This window comes from Pseudomonas sp. B21-015 (assembly GCF_024749285.1).
GTDB lineage: Bacteria > Pseudomonadota > Gammaproteobacteria > Pseudomonadales > Pseudomonadaceae > Aquipseudomonas.
This window is the reverse complement of sequence record NZ_CP087196.1, coordinates 2,096,412-2,112,534: the sequence shown is the minus strand read 5'-3', so window position 1 is coordinate 2,112,534 and position 16,123 is coordinate 2,096,412. Positions and strand designations below refer to the sequence as shown.

Annotated in this window: 15 protein-coding genes; 11 read left to right on the top strand and 4 right to left on the bottom strand. The window is 60.1% G+C overall.

The window, feature by feature from the left end; genetic code table 11:
• Window positions 1-13: 13 nt before the first annotated feature.
• The gene (locus LOY38_RS09800) at window positions 14-640 is read right to left on the bottom strand and encodes a TetR/AcrR family transcriptional regulator (RefSeq protein WP_258699850.1); all 627 of its coding nucleotides are present in this window, start codon (window positions 638-640) and stop codon (window positions 14-16) included.
• Window positions 641-829: 189 nt separating this feature from the next.
• Here LOY38_RS09800 and LOY38_RS09795 point away from each other — a divergent pair, with 189 nt between their 5' ends.
• From LOY38_RS09795 to LOY38_RS09760, 8 genes are all read left to right on the top strand, one after another.
• Window positions 830-2,638, top strand: coding sequence for an acyclic terpene utilization AtuA family protein (locus tag LOY38_RS09795; protein ID WP_258699849.1), 1,809 nt, complete (start codon window positions 830-832; stop codon window positions 2,636-2,638).
• Window positions 2,628-3,542: an SDR family oxidoreductase gene (locus tag LOY38_RS09790; RefSeq protein WP_258699848.1), complete on the top strand. Its 915-nt coding sequence runs from the start codon at window positions 2,628-2,630 to the stop codon at window positions 3,540-3,542. Before LOY38_RS09795 ends, LOY38_RS09790 begins: the two co-directional genes overlap by 11 nt.
• A gap of 3 nt (window positions 3,543-3,545) precedes the next feature.
• Window positions 3,546-5,162: a geranyl-CoA carboxylase subunit beta gene (gene atuC, locus LOY38_RS09785; RefSeq protein ID WP_258699847.1), complete on the top strand. Its 1,617-nt coding sequence runs from the start codon at window positions 3,546-3,548 to the stop codon at window positions 5,160-5,162.
• Window positions 5,163-5,185: 23 nt separating this feature from the next.
• Window positions 5,186-6,343: a citronellyl-CoA dehydrogenase gene (gene atuD / locus LOY38_RS09780; RefSeq protein ID WP_258699846.1), complete on the top strand. Its 1,158-nt coding sequence runs from the start codon at window positions 5,186-5,188 to the stop codon at window positions 6,341-6,343.
• A complete protein-coding gene (locus tag LOY38_RS09775) occupies window positions 6,340-7,137 on the top strand; it encodes an enoyl-CoA hydratase/isomerase family protein (protein WP_258699845.1) in 798 nt (265 codons plus the stop codon). The genes atuD and LOY38_RS09775 overlap by 4 nt, the downstream gene beginning before the upstream one ends.
• Before the next feature lie 108 nt (window positions 7,138-7,245).
• Complete coding sequence (locus tag LOY38_RS09770) at window positions 7,246-9,207, top strand: acetyl/propionyl/methylcrotonyl-CoA carboxylase subunit alpha (RefSeq protein ID WP_258699844.1); 1,962 nt, start codon at window positions 7,246-7,248, stop codon at window positions 9,205-9,207.
• A 71-nt stretch (window positions 9,208-9,278) separates the two neighbouring features.
• Window positions 9,279-9,827, top strand: a complete 549-nt coding sequence (locus LOY38_RS09765) for an exonuclease domain-containing protein (RefSeq protein ID WP_258699843.1) — start codon at window positions 9,279-9,281, stop codon at window positions 9,825-9,827.
• A gap of 84 nt (window positions 9,828-9,911) precedes the next feature.
• Window positions 9,912-10,196 (top strand): pyrimidine/purine nucleoside phosphorylase, encoded by a 285-nt coding sequence (locus tag LOY38_RS09760; protein ID WP_258699842.1) that lies wholly within the window; start codon window positions 9,912-9,914, stop codon window positions 10,194-10,196.
• Between the two features lie 73 nt (window positions 10,197-10,269).
• On the opposite strand, the gene LOY38_RS09755 is transcribed toward LOY38_RS09760, so the two are convergent.
• A complete protein-coding gene (locus tag LOY38_RS09755) occupies window positions 10,270-11,073 on the bottom strand; it encodes an MOSC domain-containing protein (protein ID WP_258699841.1) in 804 nt (267 codons plus the stop codon).
• Window positions 11,074-11,210: 137 nt separating this feature from the next.
• Entirely contained in the window at window positions 11,211-12,146 is a 936-nt protein-coding gene (locus LOY38_RS09750) for a chemotaxis protein CheV (protein WP_018929995.1), read from the bottom strand.
• 461 nt (window positions 12,147-12,607) lie between these two features.
• Here LOY38_RS09750 and LOY38_RS09745 point away from each other — a divergent pair, with 461 nt between their 5' ends.
• From LOY38_RS09745 to LOY38_RS09735, 3 genes are all read left to right on the top strand, one after another.
• Window positions 12,608-13,078 (top strand): hypothetical protein, encoded by a 471-nt coding sequence (locus LOY38_RS09745; protein ID WP_258699840.1) that lies wholly within the window; start codon window positions 12,608-12,610, stop codon window positions 13,076-13,078.
• A 486-nt stretch (window positions 13,079-13,564) separates the two neighbouring features.
• Window positions 13,565-14,458, top strand: coding sequence for a sensor histidine kinase (locus tag LOY38_RS09740; RefSeq protein ID WP_258700691.1), 894 nt, complete (start codon window positions 13,565-13,567; stop codon window positions 14,456-14,458).
• Window positions 14,455-15,114 carry a response regulator transcription factor gene (locus LOY38_RS09735; protein WP_258699839.1) on the top strand — a complete coding sequence of 220 codons (660 nt, stop codon included), beginning with the start codon at window positions 14,455-14,457 and terminating at the stop codon, window positions 15,112-15,114. The genes LOY38_RS09740 and LOY38_RS09735 overlap by 4 nt, the downstream gene beginning before the upstream one ends.
• On the opposite strand, the gene yegS is transcribed toward LOY38_RS09735, so the two are convergent.
• On the bottom strand, window positions 15,098-16,015 hold the full coding sequence (gene yegS / locus LOY38_RS09730; protein WP_258699838.1) for a lipid kinase YegS: 918 nt from the start codon (window positions 16,013-16,015) through the stop codon (window positions 15,098-15,100). The two genes, LOY38_RS09735 and yegS, sit on opposite strands and share 17 nt — an antisense overlap.
• Between the last annotated feature and the right edge of the window lie 108 nt (window positions 16,016-16,123).

The window sequence follows — 16,123 nt, the reverse complement described above, 5'->3', positions numbered from 1 at the left end:
CCAGATAGACGGTTCACTGCCGTTCTTCAAGTACCAGAATCAACGCCTCATCGGCCAATTGATCGAGGCTCATGCTGCCATCGGCACGAAACCAGGTAGTGGTCCAGGACAACGCGCCCGTCAGGAAACGGCGGGTGATGAACACATCGCCACGGATAAAACCGGCGTCCCTGGCTTCACCCAGCACCTGCAGCCAGATGGCTTCATAAATATCGCGCAGCGCCAGAACCTGCGCCTGGCCTTCCTCGGACAGCGAACGCCACTCATACACCAGCACCGCCATCGCCTCGCCACTGCCGCCCATGATCGACTGCAATTCGCAACGAATCAGCGCCAGCACCCGCTCGCGCACGCTGCCGGCCTCGGCCAGGGCTGCGCGCATCAACGCGGTGTTGTAGCGAATGGTCTCCTCCATCACTGCCCGCAGGATCTCGTCCTTGCTTTTGAAGTGATGAAAAATACTGCCTGACTGAATGCCCACCGCACTGGCCAGATCACGCACGGTGGTACGTTCATAACCTTTGTTGCGAAACAGGTGAGCGGCCACTTGCAGCAGTTTGCCGCGAGCGCTGTCCGGGTCGGTCAATTGGCCGCTGTCGACCAATTCGCGCATCACCCTCAGGGCTTTTTGCTCGTCCACCCGTTCTCTCCTACAGTCGATCAATCAATTGCGCCGCTGCCCGCTAAAACAGTGGGGTTGCGCGGGCAATTTAAGCTGGCGAGGGCGACCAAGCAAGCGCTTGGGCTGAAGATAGTTCAGTCGTTTACAAACCAAGCGCTTGCTTGGTAGCCTCGAAGCACTTCTGTCGCAGGTGCCATGGAGTTGACTGTGTCTAAAACAATCCGCATCGGTTGCGCCAGCGCATTCTGGGGCGACACCTCGACCGCCGCCGCGCAACTGGTGGAAGGCGGGCGGCTGGACTATCTGGTGTTCGATTATCTGGCCGAAATCACCCTGTCGATCATGGCCGGGGCGCGGATGAAAGATCCCGCAACCGGCTACGCCAGCGACTTCATCGAAGTCCTCAGCCCCCTCCTCAATCAGCTCGCGGAACAGAAGATCCGCGTCATCAGCAACGCCGGCGGCGTCAATCCACAGGCTTGCGCCGCTGCTTTGCAAGCGGCCTGCAATAAGGCCGGGGTAGCGCTGAAGATCGCCGTGCTGTCGGGTGACGACCTTCAACCCCGGTTCAAACACCTGAGCAGCCTTGGCCTGCATGAGATGTTCAGTGGCGCGCCCCTGCCGCCGATGTGCGTGTCGACCAACGCCTACCTCGGCGCGCCGGGCATCGTCGAAGCCCTGCGCCTGGGCGCCGACATCGTGATTACCGGGCGCGTGGTCGACAGCGCCGTGGTCAGCGCAGCGCTGGTGCATGAGTTTGGCTGGTCGTGGCACGACTACGACAAACTCGCCCAAGCCGCATTGGCCGGGCACCTCATCGAATGTGGCGCCCAGTGCACCGGCGGCAATTTCACCGATTGGCGCGAGGTGCCCGACTATGAACACATCGGCTTTCCCATCGTCGAAGTCGGTGCCGACGGCCAGTTTATCGTCAGCAAACCCGACGGCTCCGGCGGCCTGGTCACGCCCCTGACGGTGGGCGAGCAGATGCTCTATGAAATCGGCGACCCGCAGGCCTATCTGTTGCCCGACGTGGTATGCGACTTCAGTCAGGTCAAACTCGTGCAACAAGGCAAGAACGCGGTGCAGGTGCATGGCGCAACAGGCTTGCCGCCGACCGCCCAGTACAAGGTCAGCGCCACGTATCCGGACGGTTTCCGCTGCACCGCCAGTTGCCTGATCGCCGGGATCGATGCGGTGGCCAAGGCCCGACGAGTCAGCCAGGCGATCATCAACAAGACCTCGGAAATCTTCAGCCAGCGCGGCTGGGCGCCCTACAGCGAAGTGAACATCGAACTGCTGGGCAGCGAGGCCACTTACGGCCCCCACGGCCAGCGCCAGGACAGCCGTGAAGTGGTGATCAAACTCGCCGTGCGCCATGCGAGCAAACAGGCCTTGATTCTGTTCTCCCGGGAAATCGCCCAGGCTGCCACCGGCATGGCACCGGGGCTGACCGGAATCGTCGGCGGACGGCCGACGGTGTACCCGTTGATCCGGCTGTTTTCGTTCCTGATCGATAAAACCGCCTGCACCCTGGAAATCGACCTCGCCGGTAAGCGCCATCCGTGCCCCCTGCCCGCCCTTGATGCGCTCAATAGCGCTGACCTGCCCCTACCCTTCGATCCGCCCAAAACCACAGAACGCGCTGACGCCAGCGTGGCCCTGATCAAACTCGCCGTGGCGCGCTCCGGCGACAAGGGTAATCACAGCAATATCGGCGTCATGGCCCGCCACCCCGACTACCTGCCGTGGATCGCCGAAGCGCTGACACCCGAGGTGATGGTCGACTGGATGAGCCATGTCCTCGACCCGATCCACGGGCGTGTCGAACGCTGGTATTTACCCGGCACTCAGAGCTTTAATTTTCTTCTGGAGAACGCACTCGGCGGCGGTGGCGTGGCCAGCCTGCGGATCGATCCGCAAGGCAAGGCATTCGCCCAACAACTGCTGGAGATCCAGATTCCGGTGCCGCAGCGCATCGCCGATCAACTAGAGGACCGTCGCCATGGCTTATGACTCGATTTTCAAACCCGACCTGTTCGCCGGCCAAAACATCATCGTTACCGGTGGCGGCAGCGGCATCGGTCGTTGCACCGCCCATGAGCTAGCGGCCCTCGGCGCACACGTGCTGCTGGTGGGGCGCAATGCCGAGAAACTGAAAAAGGTCGCTGCTGAAATCACCGAAGACGGCGGTAAAGCCAGTTGGCAGGTCTGCGATATCCGCGACGAAGACGCCGTCACGCGACTGGTCAGCGAGCTGATCCGCAAACACGGGCCGATCCATGGGCTGGTCAACAATGCCGGCGGGCAGTACCCCTCGCCGCTGGCGTCGATCAATCAGAAAGGTTTCGAAACCATATTGCGCACCAACCTGGTGGGCGGTTTTCTGATGGCCAGGGAGGTGTTCAATCAGTCCATGAGCAAGCACGGTGGTGCCATCGTCAACATGCTCGCCGACATGTGGGGCGGCATGCCCGGCATGGGTCACTCGGGCGCGGCGCGCTCGGGCATGGACAACTTCACCAAGACCGCCGCGTTCGAATGGGGCTATGCCGGCGTGCGGGTCAACGCCGTCGCGCCGGGCTGGGTCGCCTCCAGCGGCATGGACACCTACGAAGGCGCGTTCCGGGCCGTGATCCCGACCTTGTGCGAACACGTACCGCTCAAACGCATCGGCACCGAATCGGAAATCAGCGCGGCGATTGTTTTCCTGCTCAGCCCGGCAGCGGGGTTTGTCAGCGGCAGTACATTGCGCATCGACGGTGCCGCCAGCCTCGGCGGGCGGGCCTGGCCGATGCACAAGGCGCAGAACAGTCACTCGTACAACGGCTTTCACCGCGCCTATCTACCCGAGGTACTCCGACCTGACGTGCTCAAACCAGACGTCTCCGAACCAGACGAGCTCAAGGACAAGGAATAACCCATGCCGGTGATCCAGTCCCAAGTCGACCCGTTCAGCGAACCGTTCGCCCGCAACCGAGCGGCCATGCTGGCCGGCATCGAACAGGTTCGCCAGCTCGAGCAGAACCTGCTAAGCAAAGCCGCCGAAGCCAAGGCCAGGTTCGACAAGCGTGGACAACTGCTGCCCCGGGAGCGACTGAACCTGCTGCTCGACCCCGGCGCACCGTTCCTCGAACTGGCGAGCCTGGCCGGCTATAAATTGCACGACGACAAGGACGGCACCTCGGCCGGCGGCGGTTTGATCGCCGGGATCGGTTACGTGTCCGGCGTGCGGGTGCTGGTGGTGGCGAACAACAGCGCGATCAAGGGCGGAACCATTTCCCCCAGCGGTTTGAAAAAAACGCTGCGCCTGCAACAGATCGCCATGGAAAACAAACTGCCGGTGATCACCCTCGCCGAGAGCGGGGGCGCCAACCTCAATTACGCGGCGGAGATTTTCGTCGAAGGCGCGCGCAGCTTTGCCAATCAGGCGCGGATGTCGGCCATGGGCTTGCCGCAAATTACCGTGGTCCATGGCTCGGCCACGGCGGGCGGCGCTTATCAGCCGGGGTTGTCGGATTACGTGGTGGTGGTGCGCGGCAAGGCCAAGCTGTTTCTGGCCGGACCGCCACTGCTCAAGGCCGCCACCGGTGAAGTCGCCACCGATGAAGCGCTGGGCGGCGCCGAGATGCACGCGCAAACCGCCGGCACCGCCGAATACCTGGCCGAGAACGATGCCGATGGCGTGCGCCAGGTGCGCGAGATCATCAGCCTGTTGCCGTGGAACGATCAGCTGCCATGGTTACCCGAGCGTCGGTGGGAAGAACCGCTCTACCCCATCGACGAACTGCTGGGGCTGATCCCGGATGACCCGAAAAAACCCTACGACGTGCGCGAAATCGTCGCCCGGATTGCCGACGCTTCGAACTTCCTCGAATTCAAGGGCGAGTTCGATCAGCAGACGGTTTGTGGGCATTTGCACATCCAGGGGCGAGCCTGCGGTTTCATCGGCAATAATGGCCCGATTACCCCCAAGGGTGCGAGCAAGGCCGCGCAGTTCATTCAGCTCTGCGACCAGAGCCAGACGCCGCTGCTGTTTTTCCACAACACCACCGGCTTCATGGTTGGCACCGAGTCGGAACAGCAAGGCGTGATCAAGCACGGCGCGAAAATGATTCAAGCGGTGGCCAATGCCCGAGTGCCCAAACTGACGATCGTCGTCGGCGGTTCCTACGGTGCCGGCAACTACGCGATGTGCGGCCGCGGCCTCGACCCACGCTTCATCTTCGCCTGGCCCAACAGCCGCACCGCGGTGATGGGCGGTGCCCAGGCCGGCAAAGTGCTGCGGATCGTCACCGAAGCCAAACAGCTCAAGGACGGGTTGGTGCCCGACCCGAAAATGCTCGACACGCTGGAACAGGTCACCGCGCAGAAACTCGACAGCCAATCCACCGCGCTGTATGGCAGCGCCAATCTGTGGGACGACGGGCTGATTGATCCGCGGGATACCCGCACGCTGCTCGGGTACTTGCTGGACATCTGCCACGAGGCCGAGGTTCGTGGACTGCAACCCAACAGTTTTGGTGTAGCCCGCTTCTAAGGGCGATCAGGAGAACAATAAAAATGATCTTCACCCGAGAACACGAAGCACTGCGCCGCACCGTCCGCCAATTCGTCGATCACGAGATCAATCCTCACGTCGATGAATGGGAAAAGGCCGGGCGTTTTCCGATCCATGAGATCTTCCGCAAGGCCGGTGAGCTCGGTCTGCTGGGGATTTCCAAACCGGAAAAGTTCGGCGGCATGGGGCTCGATTACAGCTACTCGATTGTGGCGGCCGAAGAGTTCGGCACGATTCATTGCGGCGGCATTCCGATGTCCATCGGCGTGCAGACCGACATGTGCACCCCGGCCCTGGCGCGTTTCGGCTCCGATGAACTGCGCGAAGAATTCCTCCGCCCCGCGATCACCGGCGAGCAGGTCGGCTGCATTGGCGTCTCCGAAGTCGGTGCCGGCTCCGACGTGGCAGGTTTGAAAACCACCGCCCGCAAGGACGGCAATGACTACGTGATCAACGGCAGCAAGATGTGGATCACCAATTCGCCGAGCGCCGATTTCATCTGTCTGCTGGCCAACACCTCGGACGACAAACCGCACATCAACAAGTCGCTGATCATGGTGCCGATGAACAGCCCCGGCATCAGCCTCAGTTCACACCTGGACAAGCTCGGCATGCGCAGTTCGGAAACCGCCCAGGTGTTTTTCGACAACGTGCGCGTGCCGCAACGCTACCGCATCGGCCATGAAGGCGCGGGGTTCATGATGCAGATGCTGCAGTTCCAGGAAGAACGGCTGTTCGGCGCGGCGAACATGATCAAAGGCCTGGAGTACTGCGTCGACAGCACCATCGAGTACTGCAAGGAGCGCAAAACCTTCGGCAATGCGCTGATCGACAACCAGGTCATCCACTTTCGCCTGGCCGAACTGCAAACCGAAATCGAATGCCTGCGGGCACTGGTCTATCAGGCCACCGAGCAATACATCACGGGCCAGGACGTTACCCGCCTGGCGTCCATGGCCAAACTCAAGGCCGGGCGACTGGGCCGGGAGGTCAGCGACAGTTGCCTGCAATATTGGGGCGGCATGGGCTTCATGTGGGACAACCCGGTGGCCCGGGCTTACCGCGACGTGCGGTTGGTATCGATCGGCGGCGGTGCCGACGAAATCATGCTGGGGATCATCTGCAAACTCATGGGCATCCTGCCGGGGAAAAAGAAATGAGCACCCTTCCTGCTTGTCAGACCCTGTTGCTCGAGCTGCATAACAGTGTCCTGCACATCACCCTCAATCGTCCCGACAGCCGTAATGCCATGAGCTTGCAGATGGTCGCTGAACTGCGGGCGGTGCTGGCGGCGGTGCGGGATGACCGGCAGGTTCGCGCGCTGGTGATCGGCGGTGCTGGCGGGCATTTTTGTGCCGGTGCCGACATCAAGGACATGGCCAACGCCCGCGCTCAAGGCAAGACGGCCTACCGCGAATTGAATCGCGTGTTTGGCGCCTTGCTGGAAGAAACCCAGCACGCGCCGCAAGTGGTCATCACCGTGCTGCAAGGCGCGGTGCTTGGCGGCGGCTTCGGTCTGGCCTGCGTCAGCGATATCGCGATGGCCGATCATCAGGCGCAATTCGGCCTGCCGGAAACCAGCCTCGGCCTGTTGCCCGCGCAGATCGCGCCGTTCGTGGTGCAGCGCATCGGTCTGACCCAGGCCCGTCGACTGGCCCTGACGGCGGCGCGTTTCGATGGCACCCAGGCGCGGCGCATGGGGCTGGTGCATTTTGTCGAGCATGACCGGCAAGCCTTGGCCGAGCGCCTCGATGAAGTGCTGGCCCATGTGTTGTGTTGCGCGCCGGGGGCGAATGCGGCGACCAAAAAACTCTTGCTGGCAAGTGCCGGACAACCCTCCGATGGCCTGCTGGATCAGGCGGCCGAGTGGTTCAGCGAAGCGCTGACCGGGGCCGAAGGTGTCGAGGGGACGATGGCCTTTATGCAAAAGCGTAAACCGGGTTGGGCGCCTTAAAAGCATCGCGAGCAGGCTCGCTCCCACAGGGGAATGCATTTCAAATGTGGGAGCGAGCCTGCTCGCGATGGGGCCATCACATTCACCGCAATACAAAGGAAACAACCCATGCCCGCCTTCAGCAAAATCCTGATCGCCAACCGCGGTGAAATCGCCTGCCGCATCCAGCGCACCGCGCAAGCGCTGGGCTACCGCACCGTCGCAGTGTTCAGCGATGCCGACGCCGATGCATTGCACGTGCAGATGGCCGACGAAGCGGTGAACATCGGCCCGGCCCCGGTGCAGCAGTCATATCTGAACATTGCGGCGATCATCGATGCCGCCCGGCGCACCGGTGCCGATGCGATCCATCCCGGTTACGGCTTCCTCTCGGAAAACGCAGAATTCGCCATCGCCTGCCAACAGGCCGGCATCATCTTCATCGGTCCGAGCCCCGAGGCCATCGAACTGATGGGCAGCAAACGTCTGTCGAAACTCGCCATGATCAAAGCGGGCGTGCCCTGCATCAAAGGCTATCAGGGCAGCGAACAAGACGACACGACCCTGAGCCACGAAGCCGAACGTATCGGCTACCCGCTGATGATCAAGGCCAGTGCCGGCGGTGGCGGTCGTGGCATGCGTCTGGTGCACAGCGCTGGAGAATTGCTGGAGCAACTCCGTACCGCACGCTCCGAGGCGCTGCACGGGTTTGGCAGCGACGAATTGATCCTCGAACAAGCCTTGATCGATCCGCGTCACGTTGAAATTCAGGTGTTCGGCGACCAGCACGGCAACCTGATCTACCTCGGCGAGCGCGATTGTTCGATCCAGCGCCGCCACCAGAAGATCATCGAAGAAGCCCCCTGCCCGGTCATGACCGCCGAGTTGCGCCAGGCCATGGGCGAAGCGGCGCTCAAGGCGGGTCGTGCGGTGAATTACGTGGGGGCTGGCACTGTGGAGTTCCTGCTCGACGCTCGCGGGCAGTTCTACTTCCTGGAGATGAACACTCGGTTGCAAGTGGAACACCCGGTGACCGAGCTGATCACCGGCCTCGATCTGGTGGCCTGGCAGTTACACATCGCCGAAGGGCAACCGCTGCCGCTGCGACAGGAACAGGTGCAGCTCAACGGGCACGCCATGGAGGTGCGCCTGTATGCCGAAGATCCGGTCCAGGGATTTGTGCCGCAAACCGGGCGAATCGTGGCCTGGGAACCTGCGTTGCAGTCCGGCACGCGGATCGATCATGGCCTGATCGAGGGTCAGTCTGTCAGCCCGTTCTATGACCCGATGCTGGGCAAGCTCATCGCCCACGGCGCCACCCGTGAAGAAGCCCGGCGCAAATTGCTGCGGGCGGTGCAGGACAGCGTACTGCTGGGCGTGCAGAGCAATCAGCGCTTGCTCGCCAGTCTGCTGGAGCATCCGCAGTTCATCAGCGGCGAGTTCAGCACCGGGTTCATCCCCACGTACTTCGCCGACCATCCCTGCCTGCACCCCCATGTGCCAAGCGCCGAGGAACTGGCCATCGCGGCGACGCTGTTTTATCAAGCTTCAGCCCAGGCTCACCGTGCCCCGCTGGCCGGTTGGCGCAATAACGCCAGCGTACCTTTGCACTACCGAATCGGCCTGGAGGATCAGGATTGGCCGGTAGAACTGCACGCGGAACCTGGCGAGCCCTTCCGTGTCCAGGTTGGCGCCCGTGCCCTTGAGCTGAAGATCATCGGGTGCGACGGACGCTGGGCCACCCTGGAAATCGACGGCATCCGCCAACGCCATGCCTACCGCCTCGAAGCCGGGCAACTCTGGTTGCTCACGCGCCCCGGCAGCCTGCGGCTGGTCGATCGGACCCAGGCGCTGGTCAGTGGTCAGGTCAGTGTCAGTTCCGGCACGCTCAAGGCGCCGATGGACGGGGCGATTATCGATGTATTGGTCAATGAGGGCAGCCCGGTCAGCAAAGGTCAGCTGCTGGTGGTGCTTGAAGCGATGAAAATGGAGCATCCGCTCAAATCAGGTATCGACGGGGTGCTCAAACGCTTGCAGGTCAAGGTCGGCGATCAGGTGAAAAATCGTCAGATTTTGTTGGAGGTCGAATAAGCCGCTAGGCGGATCCGCCGGGTTTGGCTACCCTCAAGCCCTATCAGGACGCGGATACCAGGAACCCTGCGATGCCTCACTGGTTGGTCATTGATCTGGAAGCCACCACCGATGAGGGCGGCTGGCCAGTAACGGAAATGGAAATCATCGAAATCGGCGCCACCCTCGTGGACCGCAAGGGCCGGGAACTGGATCACTTCCAGTGCTTCGTGCGCCCGTTGCGTCGTCCGTTGCTGACGCCGTTTTGCCGGGAACTGACCCACATCACCCAGGCCAATGTCGATGCCGCACAGCCGCTCACCGACGTCTGGCCGTTGTTCGAATGCTGGCTCGGCCAACATCACGCGCGCCTGGAAGGCTGGGCCAGTTGGGGCGATTACGACCGCAAACAACTGCTTCAGGACTGGCAGCGCCTGCAACTCGACAGCGCCCTGAGCCGGGTGCCGCACATGAACCTCAAGCAACGCTTCGCCAAGGCCCGTCGCCTGGAGCGCCCGCTGGGGCTTAATGGAGCCCTGCAACTGGCGGGCCTGCAATTCAATGGTCAACAGCATCGGGCTCTTGAGGACGCGCGCAATACGGCGCGCTTGTTACCGCTGATTTTCCCGGCTATTCCTTGAGTGCAGGAGGTGACGCCTATCGACACCTTGTGCATACTGGCCGGCCCTTTTTAGCCATTTTTAGCCCTTTTCGAGGAATCGCCCATGTTTAAAGTCAACGAGTACTTCGACGGCACCGTCAAGTCGATCGCCTTTGGTACCGCTGAAGGTCCGGCGACCATCGGCGTCATGGCACCGGGCGAATACGAATTCGGCACCAGCCAGCGTGAAATCATGCATGTGGTGTCCGGCGCCCTGACTGTCAAACTGCCTGAGAGCAGCGACTGGGAAACTTTCGCCGCCGGCAGCCAATTCAACGTGCCCGCCAACAGCAAGTTCCAGCTGAAAGTAGCCGTCGACACCGCTTACCTGTGCGAATACCGCGGCTAAAATCCTGGGTTTTCACAGCGACAAAAAAATGCCCGTGTCCTTGGACACGGGCATTTTTCATTTTGAAGGGCTTTTATTCGAGGATCGTCACCGGCATGCCGACTTCGAGCCGGCCATTGCCATCATTGACCAGATTCTGACCAAACATCGCGCCGTCTTCCTGGGCCCGGTATTTCTGTAAGGTCGCCAGCGGTTCACGGTCGTCACTGCGTTCACCGGTCTGCGGGTCGATAGTGGTCAGAATGCAGCGTGAGCAGGACTTGACCACGCGAAACTCGACTTCACCAATACGGATGCGCTTCCAGCTATCTTCGGCATATGCCTCGCTGCCCTCGATCACCAGATTGGGCCGAAAACGCAACATCTCCAGCGGCCGCCCGACCTTGCTCGACAAGTCTTCCAGCGACGCCTGACCAATCAGCAACAACGGAAAGCCGTCGGCAAAAGCCACCTGATCATCGTCCTTGCCATAGCCGGCCTGAGTAGTCCGGGCGCGATCAATCGGCACTTGCACCAGACGCGTCGGCTTGCCGACGAACTCACTGACCCAGGCAGCGGCAGCAAAGCCGGCATCAGGAACGCGCAAGGTGTCGCGCCAGATGGTCACACCGCGCAGCTCTGCGTCGCCAGCAGGCAACGCAATATCGATCGGTGAATGGCCCGGGGCACTGAGGGTCAAGCCGCCATCGGCATTCCATAACGCCGACAGCTGACTCATTTTCGCGACCGCGCGCTGGGTCAGAAAGCGCCCGCTGGCCTCGTCCACCAACATCCAGCGTCGATCGCCGTCCAGTCCCAGTTTGTCCAGGCTGACCTGATTGAGGGTCTCGCCCTTGCCGGATTTCAACGGAAAACGATAAAGCGCGCTCAGACGCATGGCCAGCTCCCTGATGTGTAAAGAACGCCACCCTATACGAGCTTGATTACCGAATCAAAGGGCCCGTGTCGAGGGCTTGCCCCCGTTGGGCTGCGCAGCAGCCCCAAACCCTGCCACCGCGCTCTTCCAGATCGCTATCAGGCAGGCACTTCGTCGAGCATCAGGCGCTGACGCACCACGTCGACGAGTTTGTCGGGCTGGAACTTGGAAAGGAAGTTGTCGCAGCCGACCTTCTTGACCATCGAGTCGTTGAAGCTACCCGACAGCGAGGTGTGCAGGACCACATAAAGGCCGCGCAAACGGGGGTCGTTACGGATTTCGGTGGTCAGGCGGTAGCCGTCCATCTCCGGCATTTCCGCATCGGTGAAAATCATCAGCAGCTTGTCGGTCATGTTCACGCCGGTATCAGCCCAGGCCTTGAGCATGTTCAGAGCCTTCAAGCCATCGCTGGCGATGTGCATCTTCACGCCCAACTGCCCCAGGGTGTCGCGCAATTGCGACAGGGCGACGTTCGAGTCATCCACCAACAGCACTTCACGACCACGAGCGCGCTCCAGAACCGGATCGTCGAGTTTGTCGCGCGATACCTTGGCGTTGTACGGAACGATTTCGGCCAGGACTTTTTCGACATCGATGATTTCCACCAACTGATCGTCGACCTTGCTGATGGCGGTCAGGTAATGCTGGCGGCCGGCGCTGGTCGGCGGCGGCAGAATGGCTTCCCAGTTCATGTTGACGATGCGGTCCACGCCACCGACCAGGAACGCCTGCACCGAGCGATTGTACTCGGTGACGATGATCGTACTGGTAGGGCTCGGCACCAGCGGACGCATGCCGATGGCCTGGGACAGGTCGATCACTGGCAGCGTCTGGCCACGCAGGTTGACCACACCGCAGACAAAGGGATGGCGCTGCGGCATCAGGGTCAGCTTCGGCAGCTGCAGTACTTCCTGGACCTTGAAGACGTTGATCGCGAACAATTGCCGTCCGGCCAGCCGGAACATGAGAATTTCCAGGCGATTCTCACCCACCAGTTGCGTGCGTTGGTCTACCGTGTCGAGAATGCCGGCCATTAATGACTCCTGGGCTTGTTCTGATGAATTCACTAAAGGGAGTTATCGGCTGTTCTTGCCGGATCTTGACCCCCAGACAAAATGCCACGATCAAGCATTGATGTCACATTAACATCATGCTTTACTGGCTTCGTGATTACATCTGCTTCATCCCCGGCGACGCGACCTAGGTCTGCACGTTAGGTTCCCCTGCGTAAGGGATTCCCCTATGCACAATCAGGCCCAACCTGATATTCGCAATATCCAATAGCCATTAATGTGACGCCATTCTCATTGCATGAACGGAGTCAGGCTTTTGTGTGCGATCGAAGGTCAGTGGCCATCCACCCTCTCAAGTTCCCCAGCCGATGCCCAAGCCTGCCGGAGCGTGATCTCACGAAGGCTTTGCAGCACCGGACACGTAACGTTTTCGTCGACACACACGACATTCCCTCATCTGACATGACGTTGTGGAGATAAGCATGCCGATTGACCCTAAAGAGTGGGCTGAGCAATTTCCAGAGTTTCTCGTCGAGGCTGAAACACTCCTGGCCAAATCCGAGGAATGCCTGAGTCATTTGCAGTTGATCAGCAATGACAAGGACGCTATCGATTGCATGCTCAGCAGCCTTCTCAAACTGGCCAGCAAGGCCGAGGCACTGGCACTGGCAGCGGTTTCGGAATTCTCGCTGCATATTCATGGATTGCTGAGCCACGCCCAGAACCAGATGGACCTGCACGATGAGGCCCTGGATGCGCTCAAGGATTGCTTCACATTAATGGCCTGGCAACTCGAACTCATCGACCAAACTACCGGCCAACTCAGCCTTGATGACAGTGAACAGACCTCCCTGATTGAAGCGTTTGCATTTCAAGTGGGACAAAGCCAGTTTCAGCCGCTCTGCCATTTCAAGCCGTTCAGGCTCGTTTCGTTCTCGGAACGGCAAGCTTAAACTCACCAGCCCGCGGGTATTTTTATTACCATAATGCCGCCCTTTAACTTGAGGGTGTTCAGGCCGCCATTGAATATTTCATCCCTGTCGACGGCTGCTCGAAACAAATAGTTACCCCAGCCTCGACTTCAGATAGTGCCTGTCAATAAAAACAAAACACCTGGCACACTCGATATCTTTCGAAGGTAAGAAACAAAAGTCCATCCATTATGGAACCACCGTCCAAAAACGTTATTTCCCGACTGTGCAGACCTATATACCGAACGCGACCAACGGTATCTTAAGTGGTATTATGCCGCCCATTCATTGACGTCAATTAATGGCAGACTGGCTCCAGACGAAAACAGCCCGATAACGTTGAAGGCTGTATTTCGAGCACTGCTTCGCGGCCATTGAAGGCGACTCATACAACAGATTTCCACACAGAGACCCGTCAGCCCTTATGGCCGGTCTGCCCGCAGCGAACATCCATTGGCTCCATCCGCTATGTACGCCAGCCTCAAGTCGATCACACTGTGGCCACCCTCCCGGAAAAACGCGCGCCGGTTCACGCTTTTAGTGTGTACCTGCTCAGCGCTTGGCAGCCTGCTGGTCTACAGCTTGTCCATGCCTCTACCGGTAAGTCTGCTGGTGCTCAATTGTGCGGCACTGGCCTGCGTCTGGGTAAGGCATCGCCTCTCGCGCAAATCGATAAAGTTTCAGCCTCAAGAACTCGCTGACCGTCTGCTGGAAGTTCAGGAAAACGAACGCCACCGGCTCAGTCGGGAACTGCATGATGACATCGGCCAGTTGCTGACCGCCGCAAAACTTCAAAGCGAATGGCTCAAACGTCGATTGCCCGAAGAACTACAGGATCAGTGTTCGGTACTCTGCGATACGCTGGACGAAACCCTGACCAAGGTTCGTGACGTGTCGGCCATCCTGAATCCACGGCAGCTGACCAGTCTCGGGCTGGAAGCCAGTCTGCGCGCGCATTTACTCAGGACCCTGGCCAATACGTCATTGCACTGGAGCCTGGAATGCCATCAACGCTTGACAGGCATACCAGAGGAAATGGCGGTGGCAGCCTTTCGAATCACTCAAGAAGCGGTTACCAATATACTGCGCCATGCCGAAGCCAGAAATCTGTTGGTCCGCCTGCAACGCCTGCCCCAAGGCCTGGCACTGTTGATCAGCGACGATGGCCTGGGTTTCGCGCCAGCGGCAGACCCCGGTCGTGAGGGGCAACGCGGAATGGCCGGGATGTCAGAACGGATCGATCAGTTAGGCGGCACACTGACCGTGACCAGCGAGCTGGGCAAAGGCACTCAAATCGAAGCACTCTTCCCCTGGGCGCCCCGTTCGCTTGAACGGGCCAGTACCAATAAGGTTATGCATTGACTTGTAACTTACTTCTGGTGGACGACCACTCACTTATCAGGGCTGGCGTACGCGCTCTGGTGCTGGATATTCCCGGCTATGCGGTCATCGGCGAGGCCAATGACGGCTCGCAGTTAGTCGAGATGGTCGAGCAACTGTCCCCAGATATCATCCTGCTGGATATTTCCATGAAGGAAACTGGCGGCCTTGAAGCCTTGCAGCGGCTCAAACGAGTACGCCCGCAGTGCAAAGTGCTCATCCTGTCGATGCACACCGACCCTGCGCTGATCATGCAGGCATTGGAATCAGGGGCTCATGGCTACCTGCTCAAAGACACCACGGCCACCGAGCTCGAACATGCCCTGGAAGCCTTGCGCAACAACGAACGCTACCTGAGCCCGGCCATCGCCCACACTGTCATCAACCAGGCGCTGACCCGAACCCAGAAAAATCAGGTGCCAACCCAGGACTCGCACAACCTGACGGCACGTCAGCTGGAAATCCTGCGACTGATTGTTCGCGGAAAATCCACCCGGGAAATCGCCAATGGCCTGGGCCTGAGCATCAAGACTGTTGAAACCCACCGTTCGCAGATCATGAAGCGCTTGCAGATCTACGATGTGGCCGGCCTGGTGTTGTTCGCCGTGCGTGAGCAGATCATCAGTCTCGACGACTAGCCGTTTGCGAAGTGCTCAGCAGTGGCGAGTTCTCTGGCAAATGCACACGCAATGCCGCTGCACGCGCAGAGAAGCGCAGGCTATCGCCCTCCAGGGGCTCGCCATCAAGGTTGATATAGAGGCCCTCCGAGACTTTGATCTCGACCCATGGCAAACGGGCTCTCACAAACATGTTGTCGATTCCGAAGCCATCGGTCAGCAGATCTTTCAAGGTACCGACCACTTCCTGGGGGGCGGGCAAAATACTGATATCCAGCAGACCATCGTCAGCCAGTGCCTGCGGGCACAACACATGACCACCGCCAGCCTGTCGACCGTTACCGATGCCCAATGCCAACAGCTCGCCGCGCCAGTGAAAATCCGGTCCCTGCAGCTCGCCCCAGGCAGCATGCAACTCACTGAAACGCGACAAACCCGTGAATAGATAAGCCGCACCCCCAAGGATTCTTTTCAGATCCTCGGAAGTGTTGGCCGTGACCTGACTGCCAAAACCGCCCGTGGCCATGTTCAGGAAAACCTGCCCACCGACCTCCCCCAGATCAATGAGTTGCGGGGCAGTCTCCAACAGTTCCAGCGCCTGAGCGGGCTCCAGTGGCACACCGGCGGCGCGAGCAAAATCGTTGGCGGTGCCCAAAGGTAGAAGCACCAGACTGGCCTGCGTCGGGTGCGCCGCCATGGCTTCGGCGATATCACGCAAGGTGCCGTCACCGCCACCGGCAATCAGCTGCGTATAGCCTGCCGTCAGCGCTTCTTCCACCAGCCGCTGTGCGTCACCTGCCTCCCAGGTCAGTCGAACAGCCAGTTCCCAGCCCTGCTGACGCTTGCCTTCAACGGCTGCACGGACCTGCTCATTGAGTGCCTGCTTGCCATGCAGAATCAACAGCGCCTTGCGTTCGCTCATTTTTGCCACTCCCCTATCTGGAATCCGTATGCGATATGTTGACCTCACAGCCCTTCATAAAAGTCGCAAGGATTTCAATTATTTCCGGGGGAAGAAAACTTGAGTCCT